9 protein-coding genes are annotated in these 14,318 nt (G+C 67.9%); 1 reads left to right on the top strand and 8 read right to left on the bottom strand.

What is annotated here, in order from left to right:
- Positions 1-2 precede the first annotated feature (2 nt).
- Positions 3-809 (top strand): RcpC/CpaB family pilus assembly protein, encoded by an 807-nt coding sequence (locus AC1DZQ_RS16810; RefSeq protein ID WP_476964560.1) that lies wholly within the window; start codon positions 3-5, stop codon positions 807-809.
- Between the two features lie 146 nt (positions 810-955).
- Here the strand turns inward: AC1DZQ_RS16810 and AC1DZQ_RS16815 are convergent, their stop codons facing one another.
- The 8 genes from AC1DZQ_RS16815 to AC1DZQ_RS16850 form a co-directional block, all read right to left on the bottom strand.
- The gene (locus AC1DZQ_RS16815; protein WP_476964561.1) at positions 956-5,173 is read right to left on the bottom strand and encodes an AAA family ATPase; all 4,218 of its coding nucleotides are present in this window, start codon (positions 5,171-5,173) and stop codon (positions 956-958) included.
- A 296-nt stretch (positions 5,174-5,469) separates the two neighbouring features.
- Positions 5,470-7,059, bottom strand: coding sequence for a glutamine-hydrolyzing GMP synthase (guaA, locus tag AC1DZQ_RS16820; RefSeq protein ID WP_476964562.1), 1,590 nt, complete (start codon positions 7,057-7,059; stop codon positions 5,470-5,472).
- A gap of 154 nt (positions 7,060-7,213) precedes the next feature.
- On the bottom strand, positions 7,214-7,723 hold the full coding sequence (locus tag AC1DZQ_RS16825) for a DUF3817 domain-containing protein (RefSeq protein ID WP_476964563.1): 510 nt from the start codon (positions 7,721-7,723) through the stop codon (positions 7,214-7,216).
- Entirely contained in the window at positions 7,720-8,652 is a 933-nt protein-coding gene (locus AC1DZQ_RS16830; RefSeq protein WP_476964564.1) for an SURF1 family protein, read from the bottom strand. The genes AC1DZQ_RS16825 and AC1DZQ_RS16830 overlap by 4 nt, the downstream gene beginning before the upstream one ends.
- 104 nt (positions 8,653-8,756) lie before the next feature.
- Positions 8,757-9,245 carry a PTS sugar transporter subunit IIA gene (locus AC1DZQ_RS16835; protein WP_476964565.1) on the bottom strand — a complete coding sequence of 163 codons (489 nt, stop codon included), beginning with the start codon at positions 9,243-9,245 and terminating at the stop codon, positions 8,757-8,759.
- Positions 9,246-9,336: 91 nt separating this feature from the next.
- Entirely contained in the window at positions 9,337-11,088 is a 1,752-nt protein-coding gene (locus tag AC1DZQ_RS16840; protein WP_476964566.1) for a glycerol-3-phosphate dehydrogenase/oxidase, read from the bottom strand.
- A 92-nt stretch (positions 11,089-11,180) separates the two neighbouring features.
- Positions 11,181-12,317 (bottom strand): GuaB3 family IMP dehydrogenase-related protein, encoded by a 1,137-nt coding sequence (locus AC1DZQ_RS16845; protein ID WP_476964567.1) that lies wholly within the window; start codon positions 12,315-12,317, stop codon positions 11,181-11,183.
- A 134-nt stretch (positions 12,318-12,451) separates the two neighbouring features.
- Positions 12,452-14,302 carry an ABC transporter ATP-binding protein gene (locus AC1DZQ_RS16850; protein ID WP_476964568.1) on the bottom strand — a complete coding sequence of 617 codons (1,851 nt, stop codon included), beginning with the start codon at positions 14,300-14,302 and terminating at the stop codon, positions 12,452-12,454.
- Positions 14,303-14,318: the final 16 nt, after the last annotated feature.

Genomic DNA, 14,318 nt, shown 5'->3' on the forward strand with positions numbered 1-14,318 from the left:
CCATGCCGTTCCGCGCAATGCCGGTAGCGGGCTCCGGCCGCTGGGCCCGAACCAGGATCCGCCCCGCCGGCCTTCCTCCCGGCACGTTTCCGGCCGGCCGTCCGTTCCGGAGCCCGATCGATTCCGCGAAGCCCCGCCGGCGGCCGCCCCGTGGCCGGCCATCGCGGCGCCGCCTGCGCGGCTGGTTGAACCGGAACCGGCGGCTTATCGCGGCCCTCTTGTTCTGCATCCCCGCCGGCCTGACGGTTCAGCAGCTGACTCCCGCGCCCGCCGACACGGTCGCTGCCTTCGCCGCAGCGGCCGATCTACCCGCCGGAAAGACCCTGGAACCCGGTGATGTCAGCAGGATCAGCGTGCCGCCCGGCCTCGTGCCTGCCGGCAGCCCCGGCAGCGAGACCGCGTTCCAGGGAAAGCAGCTCGCCGCACCGCTGCGCCAGGGCCAGCTCCTCACCGACGCCCAGATCCTTGGCCCGGGCCTGCTCGCAGGAAGCCCGCCCGGCTCGGCAGCCGTGCCGCTGAGGATGGCGGATCCGGCCTCCATCCAGCTCATCTCCCCCGGGCAGCTCGTCAACGTGGTGCTCACCGGCGGCAACGGTAATGAACAACCCGGCGAAGGCCAAATCCTGGCCGAAGCCGTGCCGGTGCTCTGGACGTCCGCGCACGGCGGCAAGGCCGGCCCCTGGCCCGCCACCGCGGAGACTGACGGGCTGGTGGTGGTGGCAGCGGCCGCCGACCAGGCACGAAGACTCGCGGGCGCGTCTACCCAAGGCAAGCTGTTTTTCGTGCTGGTGGCCGCGCCGCCGGGCTAGGAGCGTCACCACCGGGCTGTGTAGCGTCCCCGCCGCACCAGGAGCGTCACCGCCGGGCTGTAGCGTCACCGCCGGGCCAGGGGCCCGGACAGTCTGCTCCGGTTGACACCGGCAGCGCCGCAGGCTCTGCGGTGGCGTCCGCAACTTCAGCCCCAGTGCGGCGGCTTCTGCTCCTGGAGCCAGGCGTCGTGATCGTAATTATCAGGCTGGTCACCCCAGCGCCGGGGGTCGTCTTCCGCCGCCTTGTTCGGCAGCACACCTTCGGGCACGGCGGCCTGTGCCTCCGAACGGCGGGACGTCTCCTCCGCCGCGTCCTGGTCCGGGCCGTCGCCGGTCGATTCATCGGGCTTCGGCCCGGCGGCCTTCGGCTCAGCTGCGCCGGCCGCGTAATCCCCGTTGGGGCCTGTGGTGTCTGTGTTGCCTTGGATGTCGCCGTCCGCGCTCATGCCGCCGGCCTCCTTACTGCCTGTATTGCCTGTCAGTCCTGTTGCTGGTGCCTGCCGGCGGAATCCCTGGCCGGCAGTTTCGTGGCCGCGGAATACCTGTCCCGCGGGTTCGGCGGCCACGTGGTATTCGGCGGCCCGCGTCTCGTCGATTGCCAGGTGCTCGATGCCGTCGTCGAAGAACCCGTGCGATGTCCGCAACCGGCTGGCCCCGGCGGGCTTCTCCAACCCGAGGTAGCCGCCAATCCGGTCGGCGCAGGCCGAGGGGTCGGTGAAGACCTCTATGGTCCATAGTGGCATGTACCGCCAGCCAAGCCGCTCCAGGAGCTGCGGCCGGAGCCTGCTCCGTTCCCGGACGCTCATCCGCCGGTATTGGCCGGTGCCATCGGACTCGATCGCCACCGGACGGGGAATCTCCGCATCGTCCTGGCCGATCGTGGTCATCGGGTCGGCAGCAGCCACCATGTTCAGGACACCGTCGTACTGGTGCCACACGCGTGCCCCGCGGGCCCGGAGCCGGTCGCCCAGGTCGGCCACGAGCGGATCGGCACCGAGCGCCTGCTCGCTGGCCGCGGCCCGGGAAGCGGGGCTGCCAAGATCGGTATTGCCCGCGATCTCACGGTCCAGGAGTTCGTAGAAGTCCACGGCGCCGTGGCTGAGGCGGCTGACATCGAGGTCTTCGGGGCGGAAGCAACTGAGTACGTGCAGGGACCGGCGGGCACGCGTCATCGCCAGGGCGAATTTGGCGCGGCCCCCGTCGGCGGAAAGCGGCCCGAGGCTGTGGAGCGTGCGCCCATGTGGGGTGCGGCCATAGCCCGGGGAAAAGATGACGTGATCACGAACCAGGCCCTGGGCGCGTTCCAGATCCACCACGCGGAAGGATTCCTCCCCGGCCGTGAAGAAGCTGCCGAGCGTGGGGTAGTTGGGCAGCTGCGCCCTGATGGCCTCTCCGATCCGTGCGGCATGGCGAAGGCTGCCGGTCACCACGGCCAGCGAGGTCCGTGGCCGGAGTCGGGCGTGCTCGAAGACGAGCTCCACCGCGCGGTTGACCTCGGCAACAACCGATTCGACGCCGTCGTGGTCAGCGCTGGGCAGGCCCGTGCCGTCGGGGAGGTACTCCACGCTGAGGGTGCGGTCAAGGCCCGTGGCGGATTGCCCCTCCGGGAGCCGGGTGAGTTGCCCGCCGTAAAAACCCTTGCTGAGCTGGCGTACCAGGTCTTCATCGACCGCACGATACACGGTCCTCAGGTTCCAGACCGGAAGCACGGCAGAGAGTGCCCGGAAGGAGCTCTCAACGCTTTGGTAGGAGCTCTCCCCCGCGGCGAGCCGTTCGACGCCCACGGTAAAGGTCCGGGGGCAGGCGATCTGTTCGTCGCCGAAGGCGATGACCTGCCGGGACCGGGCGATGGCCGGGAGGACCGCCTGCAAAGAGGTCGTCTCGGCGTCGAGGATCACGACGGCATCGAAGGTCTGCTCGATCGGCAGCAGACCCGTCATGAGGTAGGGGCTGCCGGACCATACGGGTACCAGTGTGGGCAGCAGCTCCTGCGCCTGGCCGCTCAGGGCTGCCAGGGTCACCCGGCCGTCCTTGAGCAGGCTGCGCAACAGCTCGGCCTGGCGCGGGTATGCCGCGATGGCCGTGCGCCAGCTCTCGGACAGGTTCCACCGCAGCCGGGCAGCGCCGCTGGCGATATGGGCGTTGTCCGCGAGACGGTACTCCGCCTCAAGCTGGCGCAGGGCGTCGCCGTCGGACATGGCGAGGTAGTCATCGCCGCTGATCATGGCTTCCAGGGCCGACTGCCACCAGGCCAGCTCGAGTTCGGCGGTCACCGATCCCTCCGGGACCTCGCGCTCGGCAAGGTCGGCGAGGAGCTCGCCCAGGCCGTGCTCACGCATGCTCTCGACCAGCAGCGTGCGCTCAGGCAGGGTTTCAAGGGTCGCGGTGTCGGCGACGAGCCGCCGCACCCGGGGCAGGAGGTCGTCGTAGGGTGCGCGGTCCAGATCGCCGCCGGCAGCCGTGTGCTTGACTGCCTGGCCGAGTTCAGCCAGTTCCGCTGCGAGCTCCCGGTACAGGCCGGTGATTTCGCCCAGCCCGGACGGCACGGCCGGGTGCCGCTGCGTGGTGGCGTAGCCGGACCAGGCGGCGCGCTGTTCCTGGACGAGGACCAGCGAGCTGTGCAGGTCCGCGATGTGCACGCCGGGCCGGACGTACTCCTTGGCCACCCTGCGCAGGCGTGAGCGCTGCATGGACGGCATCTCGATGCCGCGTTCCCTGCGCCAGGCGGAGGACGCCGTGGCCGAGATCAGGTCGTGGACCGGCCGGTCAAAGATGTCGGGGGTGAACTTGTCCAGGCTTTCGCGGACAGCCACGAGAAGTTCGATCTGCTCACCCCATTCGGCAAAGGTCCGGCCGAGCCGGATCTCTGCGTGTTCCGCCACGGCATCCATGCGCCCACGCAGCAACGGCAGTTTCTCCGCCACGGACTGGGCAACGCCCTGCGCCTCCTGCGTCTCCTTGCGGGTGAGCAGGCGCGCGCCGTGCCAGGGGCTGGTGGTCGACGCGCGGCTGAAGCTGCCGAGCTCGGCAGCGCGGCGGAGCCGGCCGGCGAGCTCCTCGCGGTCCCGGATGTTGTCCAGGACGCTGCGCTTGAGCCGGACGGTCGTCGCCGGCGCCGGCTGGATGGAGGTCAGCTCTGCAAGCGACTGCATAGCCTCATACGGCGAGCAACCCCAGCGCGCCCGGACATTGTGCAGGGAGGCCACATGGTCCATCAGGGCGTGGCGGTGCCCGGTCAGCGTGGCGTGGAGGTTACTCAGTTGCGGCTGGAGCGACTTCTCGTTGCGGACGATCGCCCGGACCAGCTGGCCCTTGAGCTGCAGCGGGCTGGCATTGCCGGCCAGCTGCAAGAGAACCGAATCCAGGCCGAGGCCGTCCAGCTGCGCGGAGATCTCGGCGAGGCCCGCCCGCCTGTCGCCAACCACCAGGACGGACTTGCCCTCGTCCACGAGGGCGCCGATGGTGTTGATGACGGTCTGCGTCTGGCCGGTGCCCGGCGGGCTGCTGACCACCAGCGAGTCGCCCGCCCGGACGGCGTCGATCACATACTGCTGGTCCGTGTCGGCGTCCAGCAGCAAAAGCTCCTCGGCGGGTTCCCGGTCGTCGGTGTTGGGGAAGCGGCCGGGTTCCAGCGCCGGCACGTCGACCAGTTCGCCGGAACCGGACCGTGCCAGCGCGGTGACGATGGGGTTGTTCTGGTTGATCCACGGATCATCGAGGTTGCCGGAGAGGTCGGCGAAGGTGGAGACGAGCAGGTTGTGTTCGACCTCCGCGCCGTGAATCGGCTGGACCAGGGTGCCCAGGCGGTCCAGAACAGGCTGCGGGTCGTAACGGGCCGTGCTGTACGCCATCCGCGTCACCGCGTTGACGTCGAACACAATCCCGTGGACTGACTTCAGGTGCCGGACCAGCGCCGGGTTGATCTGCGCCTGTTCGGTCAGCTGCAGTTCGTAGTCGTCCTCGCCGGGGCGCACCGTGAGGGAAACGGCGGTGAGCATGACCGGGGCAGAGATCCGTTGCGGCTTACCACCGACGGCGGACGTCCAGACGACCGTGCCGGCGGAGAAATACCCCGCGTCGATGCCGCGGTCGTTGGCGAGTTCGAAGATCTTGGAGCGCAGGTTGCGCGATGCCCTGGCCGCAACAACGTACTGCTGGCGGTCGCGGATCAGGGTGGAGAGCCGGGTGCGCCGGCCTGCCATCAGCTGGGCAAGTCCCGAGGGATGGGCATGAGTCAGGTCAATTGAGCCTTCGGGCGTCTTGGTGAAGCGCAGCATGGTATCTGCACCCGTGACGGGTTTGAGCCCCGACAGCCATTTCCTGAACTCCTCGGAGCCCTCGGGGTGGCCTTGACCAACTGACACTGCTGCCTTCTTTTCTGTGCTCGACTTCTCGGTGCCGGACCGCGGCGGGCTCGACTTTAGTGCGTTCGTCGTATCAACGCTCGTCTGTGTTGCGTCCGCGCTTTCCCTGGCCGCATCTCGTGTGCTCACGGTTGTCTGGCTTGCGCGGGACGCCTTGGACCATACCGACATGCTTTCGAGGGTAGCCCGAATCCCCCGCACGTGCGGGGCCGCAACACTGGGCGGTGCGAAATTCAGCCCGAATTGTCAGGAACAAAATGAAATGGCCGGCCTCGAAAGGCCGGCCATTCAGATTGCTATTCCCACTCGATGGTTCCCGGCGGCTTGCTGGTCACATCCAGCACCACGCGGTTGACGCCGTCCACCTCGTTGGTGATCCGGTTGGAAATCCGGGCCAGGAGGTCGTAGGGCAGCCGCGACCAGTCGGCGGTCATGGCGTCCTCGGAGGACACGGGTCGCAGGACAATCGGGTGTCCGTAGGTCCGGCCGTCGCCCTGGACGCCCACGCTGCGGACGTCCGCCAGCAGCACCACGGGCATCTGCCACACTTCGTCATCCAGACCGGCCGCGGTCAGCTCGGCGCGGGCGATCGCATCGGCCTTGCGGAGCAGGTCCAGGCGTTCTTTGGTGACATCGCCGACGATCCGGATGCCGAGGCCCGGACCGGGGAAGGGCTGGCGTCCGACGATTTCCTGCGGCAGGCCGAGCTGTGCACCGACGGCGCGGACCTCGTCCTTGAACAGGGCGCGCAGCGGCTCAACCAGTTCAAACTGCAGGTCCTCGGGGAGCCCGCCCACGTTGTGGTGGCTCTTGATGTTGGCCGCACCTTCGCCGCCGCCGGATTCGACGACGTCGGGGTACAGGGTGCCCTGGACGAGGAACTTGATCTTTTCGCCGTGTGCCGCCGCCTCGGCGATGATCGCCAGTTCGGCTTCCTCGAAGGCGCGGATGAATTCGCGGCCGATGATCTTGCGTTTGGTCTCGGGATCGCTGACGCCGGCAAGGGCGCTCAGGAAGCGCTCCTGCTCGTTGGCGACGTAGAGCTTGACGCCGGTGGCGGCCACGAAGTCACGTTCGACCTGTTCGGCTTCGCCCTCGCGCAACAGCCCGTGGTCCACGAAGACGCAGGTCAGCTGGTCGCCGACGGCGCGCTGGACCAGGGCCGCGGCCACTGCCGAGTCGACGCCGCCGGAGAGGCCGCAGATGACCCGGGCGTCGCCGATCTGGTCACGGATCCGCTGGACCTGTTCTTCCAGAATGTTGCCGGTGGTCCAGTTCGGTTCCAGCCCGGCGCCCTTGAAGAGGAAGTTCTCCAGGACCTGCTGGCCGTAGGCCGAGTGCTTGACCTCGGGGTGCCACTGGACGCCGTAGAGGCGCTTGTCCTCATTGGCGAACGCGGCGACGTCGGCGCCCGCCGTCGTCGCGAGGACCTCAAAGCCCGCGGGGGCTTCATGGACGGAGTCGCCGTGGCTCATCCAGGTGCTCTGGTGCTGGGGCATGCCGGCCAGGATGGAGCGGCCCTCGCCGAGGGTGGTGGTCTCGGTGGCGCCGTATTCGCGCAGGCCTGTCTGGGCCACCTTGCCGCCGAGGGCGTTGGCCATGGCCTGGAAGCCGTAGCAGATGCCGAAGACCGGGACACCGGCCTCGAAGAGGTCGGCACCGACGCTGGGGGCGCCGTCGGCGTAGACGCTCGAGGGCCCTCCCGAGAGGATGATCGCGGCGGGGTTCTTGGCCAGCAGCTGCTCGGTGCTGTACGTATGCGGAACCACTTCCGAATACACATTCGCTTCCCGGACGCGGCGGGCAATCAGCTGCGCGTACTGGGCACCGTAGTCAACGACCAGAACCGGCCTGTGGGACGTCTGGGATGCAGTGGGAGTAGTCACCCCACTAGCCTACTTTGCGCCGCTGCCCGCCCGCACATTGAGAAGCCGGCGCGGGCCCGAATCGCGGGCCGAGGTAAGCGAACTCACACGCCCGACGGCGGCTGCCGGCGTCGTGCCGCTGTTCAGTACCGCTGGGGTTCAGTACCGCTGGGGTTCAGTACCGCTGGGGCGCCTGCGGGTTCGCCGCGAGTTCGGCCTCGACCTCGGCGTGGAACTTCTTCTCGACGAAGAAGGACAGGAACGGCACGACGCCGCCCAGGGCCATAACCACGAGCTTGGTGAACGGCCAGCGCATGAGAGACCACAGCCGGAAGTTGGAAATGAGGTACACGACGTACATCCAGCCGTGCACGATCAGGACCGTGACGGAGAGGTTGACGCCCCCGATCACCCCGGGCGGCTCGGCGTCGGCGAACCCGAAGCCGAAGGGCTGGCCGGTGATGGCGTTGGTGCCGCCGGCGAAGAGGTACTGCCCGAAGCCGTACCGGGCAATCAGCTCGGCGCACAGCAGCAGCAGCATCGAGCCCGTCAGGTAGGCGAGCACTTTGTAGAACTTCAGGGCGGAACGGATTTGGGCCTCGGTGCCGCCGAAGCGGCGCTTCTTCCCGGTTTTCCCCGTGCCGTTGGTGGTCTGCGGCTGGATGGCGGGCTGGGGCTCGATCATGATTGCACTCTCGGGTCTGTGGGTTGGGGGGCTGTGGGACGGGAATCGGTGGGTTCTTCGGCCGCGGGGTGGTCGGCCGCGTGGTGGCCGGCCGCGTGATAGTGGTCCGCGGGGTGGCCGGTTGGGGGCTCTTCCCCTGCCTGTTCCTCGTCGAGCGCGTCTTCGAGGTCGCGGCGGTAGTCGTCCTTGACGAGCCGCCACCAGATGAACAGCGCGAAGCCGGCAAAGACCACCCATTCCACGGAATAGAAGAGGTTTAGCCAGTTGAGCTGCTGCGCGGGCGGCTGCGGGCCGATCCGGAGGGGTTTGACGTCGCCGCCGGCGGCCGCGGCCCCGACGTCGGTGCCGCCTGCCAGTTCGGTAGTCGCAGCGACAAAGCCCGGGTAGCTGCTGATGTTCCAGTCGTTGATGAGTTCGGCGACCGAGACGGCGCTGGCGCGGCCGGGGCCGGGATCGGTCTGCGGCAGCGGCGACTCGGACGGCAGCAGCCGCCCGGTCAGTTCGACGGTGCCCGACGGCGGCGCGACGGCGTCCCCGGGATCCGCGACCCAGCCGCGCGCGACCGGAATCCAGGTCTGCGGTGTGGCCCCGCCGCCCTTCAGGGCCGGGGCATCCTTGACCGCGAAGGCCGAAACGATCCAGTAGCCTTTCGCCCCGTCATTGAGGCGGCCGGGGACGAGAACCTGCTTCTGGGCGTCGTAGCTGCCGGTGGCGGAGACCATCTGGTCGGCCACGGATCCGGGGAAGAATCCGCCGGGCTGCAGGACCGAGGTGAGCTGCCGGGTTTCCTCCGTTGTGGTGGAAACCGGGGCTTCGGCCTGCGTTGAACGGCCGAACTGCCACTGGCTGAGCAGCACAAAGACCCCGGAAATGGCGATCGCGAACACGAGTCCTGCGATCCAGCGGGGTTTGAGGGCAGTTTTCAGCACCTCTTAAAGGTACTTCGTCCCCGTGTAGAACAGCGAAACGGGCCATCTAGAGTGGGGCAGCCGGGTCCCTGCGTGGCGACGGAGTCGACACGTACGGACCAGCGTTAGTGGTCGAAGAACACCAAGCTGGAATTGATCAGCTCTGCGATCACTTCGGCGTCGTAGGCGCGGCGGAGCGACTCGCGGAAGGACTCTTTCGACAATGAGCGTGCCAGCGTCGCGAGCACTTCGAGGTGATCGGAAAAGGAACTCGCCGGAGTGGCGATGAGCAGAATCACTGTGGCCGGCCCGTCCGTTGCGCCGAAGTCCAGTGACCTGCCGTACTTTGTGATGCCGACCGCGATGGAGGTTTGGGAGACCAGCTCGCTGCGGGCGTGCGGCAGGCCCACGCCGCCGGGCAGGCCGGTGGCGAGCTGGTGTTCCCTGGCGTTGACCTGTTTGAGGAAGCCCTCGAGATCGGAAATTCGTCCGGCCGCATGCATGCGTTCCGCGAGCTGGGAAGTGGCGTCGAGCTTGTCCGTGGCATCCATTTCGAGGATCACCATCTCGGGCGTGGTGAGCTCGGCGTCGTACCGGTCCAGTGGTTCCGCCAAGAGGTGTCCCTTCGAAGTGGCGTCAGTGCACGCCGGCCGGCAGTCCAATGACTAGCGTTGTAATCTGCACGGCCCGCCGGCGCTGAGAGTCTCAGCGCAGGGGCGTGATGTCCTCCACGCCCAGCCGTGCGGCATCGGCGGATTCGTCGTCCGGCTGCTGCTGACTCAGGCGCTCGGCATCAACTCGGGCCAGATAGTGCTTGATTTCGCCCTCGCGCTGCGCATCACTCCAGCCGAGAACGTCTCCCACTAGTTTAGCGACTACCGGAGCGGCGGACACACCCCGGTCCCACGCCTCAATCGAAATCCTGGTGCGGCGGGTCAGGACATCCTGGATATGGCGGGCGCCCTCGTGCGAGGCCGCGTAGACGGCTTCGGCGGCCAGATAGTCGTCCGCGCCCGGCAGCGGCTCGGCCAGTTCCGGGCTGCCGGCGATAAGCGCCAGAACCTCCGAAGTCATGGCGCCGTACCTGTTGAGCAGGTGCTCGATCCGGGCCACGTGGACGCCGGTCTCCTCCGCCATCCGGTTCCGCTGGTTCCATGCGGCCTTGAAACCGCTCGCCCCCAGCAGCGGGATGGACTCAGTGCAGCTGGCCGGAACGCGCTCGTCCATGCTGCGCGTTGCCTCGTCGACCGCGTCCTTGGCCATGACCCGGTATGTGGTCCACTTCCCGCCTGCCACCACCACGAGGCCCGGCACCGGGTGGGCCACCACATGTTCGCGCGAGAGCTTCGCGGTGGAATCGCTTTCGCCGGCCAGCAGCGGCCGCAGCCCCGCGTAGACGCCCTCGACGTCCTCGCGGGTCAGCGGGCGCTTGAGGACCTTGTTGACGTGCTCCAGGAGGTAGTCGATGTCCTTGCTGGAGGCCGCGGGGTGTGCCTTGTCGAGGTGCCAGTCGGTGTCAGTGGTCCCGATGATCCAGTGCCTGCCCCACGGAATCACGAACAGCACGGATTTCTCGGTCCGCAGGATCAGCCCCACCGTGGACTGGATCCGGTCGCGGGGCACCACGAGGTGGATGCCCTTGGAGGCGCGCACCTTGAGCTGTCCGCGGTCTGTCACCATGGCCTGGGTTTCGTCAGTCCAGACACCGGTGGCGTTGATGACCTGCTTGGCCCGGATTTTGAAGCTGGTGCCGTCTTCGTGGTTGACCACCTTGGCGCCGACCACCCGCTCGCCTTCGCGCACGAAGTCCACAACCGACATCTGGTTGACCGCGTGGGCGCCGTAGTGCGCCGCGGTCCGCACGAGGTTTGCGACGTACTTGGCGTCGTCGACTTGCCCGTCGTAGTAGCGGATGGATCCGACGAACGCGTCGTCCTTGAGGCTGGGGGCAGCGCGCAGGGTTCCGCGCCGGGACAGGTGCTTGTGGAAGGGGACGCCGCGGCTGTGCCCGCCGGTGATGGACATCGCGTCGTACAGGGCGATTCCGGCGCCGATGTAGGGCCGTTCCAGGAACGGCTTGTGGAGCGGGTACAGGAACGGGACCGGCCGGGCCAGGTGCGGTGCCAGCACGGAGAGAATGAGGCCACGTTCGTGCAGTGCCTCTTTGACCAGGCCGAAGTCGAGCATTTCGAGGTACCGGAGGCCACCATGGATGAGCTTCGAGGAACGCGACGACGTCCCGGCGGCCCAGTCATTGGCCTCGACGATGCCCACGCTGAGCCCGCGGGTGACCGCGTCCAGGGCAGCGCCAGCGCCCACGATGCCACCGCCCACGATCAGGATGTCGAGCTCTTTGCCGGGGGCGGTGCTCCCCCTAAGCACAGTGATTGAAGCCTCGCGTTCCGCAGGCCCAAGGGCACCTCCGGCCACGGCAGAACCGCCGGCAAAACTGTTCATGTCACGCCTCCATCCGGATCAAACCTCGTAGGGCACCAGACTACGTCCAAGTTTCCCGGATGGGCAGGGCCAATCAGCGGCCGACGTGGGGTTTAGTTGCCGGCGTACGGCGAGACGACGACGTCGACGCGCTGGAATTCCTTCAGGTCCGAGTAGCCGGTGGTTGCCATTGAACGGCGCAGCGCGCCGACGAGGTTGGAGGTGCCGTTGGTGTGGTGGCCCGGCCCGAACAGGACCTCTTCGAGCGGCCCGACCGTTCCCACGTTGACCCTGTCGCCGCGGGGCAGTTCGAGGTGGTGGGCTTCCTGGCCCCAGTGCCAGCCCTTGCCGGGGGCTTCGTCGGCGCGGGCCAGGGCGCTGCCCAGCATCACAGCGTCGGCGCCCATGGCGATGGCCTTGACGATGTCACCGGAGGATCCCATGCCGCCGTCGGCGATCACATGGACGTAGCGTCCGCCGGACTCGTCCATGTAGTCCCGGCGGGCCGCCGCGACGTCGGAGATGGCGGAGGCCATCGGCGAGTGGATGCCCAGTGCACGGCGGGTGGTGGTGGTGGCTCCCCCGCCGAAGCCGACCAGCACGCCGGCGGCGCCGGTGCGCATCAGGTGCAGGGCCGGGGTGTAGCCGGCCGCCCCGCCGACGATCACGGGGACGTCGAGTTCGTAGATGAACTGCTTGAGGTTCAGCGGCTCGTGGTCCTTGGAGACGTGCTCAGCCGAGACCGTGGTGCCGCGGATGACGAAGATGTCGACGCCGGCGGCCACCACGGTCTTGTAGTGTTCCTGCGTGCGCTGCGGGGTCAGGGAACCGGCCACGGTGACGCCGGCGGCGCGGATCTCGGCGAGGCGCGAGGTGATCAGCTCGGGCTGGATCGGGGCCTGGTAGAGCTCCTGCATGCGCCGGGTGACGGCGGGGCTGTTGGTCTCGTCCGCGAGGCCCCCGATCTCGTCCAGTACGGACTGCGGGTCCTCGTACCTGGTCCACAGGCCTTCGAGGTCCAGCACACCGAGTCCGCCGAGGCGGCCCAGGGCGATGACGGTTTCCGGCGACATGGCCGAATCCATCGGCGCCGCGATGACCGGCATGTCGAACTTGTAGGCATCGATCTGCCAGGAGACGGAGACGTCCTTGGGGTCACGGGTGCGCCGGTTGGGGACGATCGCAATGTCATCCAGGGAGTAGGCACGACGCCCACGCTTGCCTCGGCCAATCTCAATCTCGTAAGTCACTGCTCTAGGTTATCCCAGCCGACGCGCGGTGCCGCTTCGACGTACTGTGTCCGTCATGCTGTGTCCGTCTTGGACCGGCGCCGGATATTCGACGGACCCAACGCCGGGGTCGGCACGGATGGAGGGCGCTCCCCTCACTCGCCGCTGACGTTCTCGGTATCCGGGACCGTCAGTTGGGACTCGAACATCCGGAAATAGCGGCCGCGGAGCGCCACGAGTTCCTTGTGGGTGCCTTGTTCCACGACGCGGCCGTCCTCGAGCATGTAGACCACATCGGCCTTCTCGATCGTGGCCAGGCGGTGGCTGATGGCGATGATGGTGCTGCTGCGGTCGGCGAAGAGCCGCGTGAAGATCCGGTGTTCCGCCAGCGCGTCGATCGCCGACGTCGGCTCGTCCATCACCATGAACGATGCGCTGCGGTAGAAGTTCCGGGCCATCGCCAGTCGCTGCCACTGCCCGCCGGAAAGACCGGAGCCCTTCCGCCCGCGCGGGTCCTCCATCCAGTTGCTGACGTGGTTGTCCAGGCCGTTGGGCAGTTTATTGATGAACTCGAGGGCTTCGGCATCCGCGGCGGAGCGGCGGACCCGTCCGTCATCGCGGGGCGAGTCGACGTCGCCGAAGAAGATATTTTCCGCCGCGGTCGCGAATTCGTATTTAAGGAACTCCTGGCTGAGCACTGCCAGGTGCCGGTGCCAGGAGGTGACGTCGACGGCGGCGAGATCAACGCCGTCGAGCATCACCTGCCCGGAATCGGGACGGTACAGCCCGGCCAGGATGCGGATCAGGGTGGACTTGCCGGCGCCGTTCTCGCCCACGATCGCGATGTGCTGGCCCTGCCTGACGGTCAGCGAAATGCCGCGGATCACCTCCAGTTCGCTGCCGGTGTAGGTGAAGCGGATGTCCCGCAGTTCCACCGTCTTCGGCGCCTGCAGCAGCGGCGGGGCGTGGCCGGACGGCACGGGCAGGGCCATGAAGAGCTCGTAGTCCGTGAGGTTCGCCAGGTCCTCGTCGATCGAGCTGAGCGAGGAGATCAGGCTGTTGGCCGTGGACAGGGCGCGGCTGACAATCTGCTGGACATAGAGGAACTGCCCCACCGGCTGGGCCCGGGCGATGATCTGGCCCACCACCCAGATCAGGGAGACGACCTCGGCGCCGTACTGCAGGGCATCGGCCGCGAGCTGTTTGGGAATGTAGCGCTTCTGGAAGTCCAGCCGCCGCTTTTCATCGGCGTCCCGCAGCCGGGAGCGCAGGCCCATCAGGTAGCCGACGATCCCGTAGAGCCGCATCTCGGCGATGTGCTGCGGGCGCAGGAGGTTGGTTTCGATCATCCTGCGCTGCCTGCGCGAATCGACCTGGGTGTTCCAGTGCGCGATCTGTTCGCGGGAGAGCTTGAACTGCAGGTAGACGCTGGGGACGATCGCGATCAGGACGATCACGGCGATCCACCAGCTGACCAGCAGCAGCGCGCCGATGGCCAGGAGCACGGAGACGAGCTGGGTGAAGATGGCGGCGATCCGGTCCAGGACACGGGCGTAGGAGTCGGAGAAACGTTTGGCCCGGTCGTACAGGTCCACGGTCTCTTTGTCGTCGTAGCGCCAGAAGTCCAGGGTCAGGAAGCGCTCGTACATCAGATCCCCGACGATCGCGCCGACCCGGAAGCTCATGAGCTGCTGGATGTAGCGGTCCACGCTGCTGAACGATCCCCAGAAGAGCCCGAGTGCCGCGGTGATGATGACGTAGACGACTGCCTGCCGGCCGGCGTCGGCGTTGCCCGCGTAGGCGGCGGCCAGCGCCGTGGTGGTCAGGGCGGCAAAGTACGTCGTGACCAGCGGCAGCAGTGCCGAGATCAGCGAGCCCAGGACCTTCATGACGACGGCGGAGGGTGAGGCCCGGAAGCTCACCCGCAACACCTGTGCCACGGCGCGGGCGTAGGGCTTGAGCGCGAGCTTGCGTTTGGGCGCGCGTGCCGGCAGGAGTTCGGACATGCCTCCAGCCTAGGAC

The organism is Arthrobacter sp. P1_C12_2 (genome assembly GCF_056406415.1).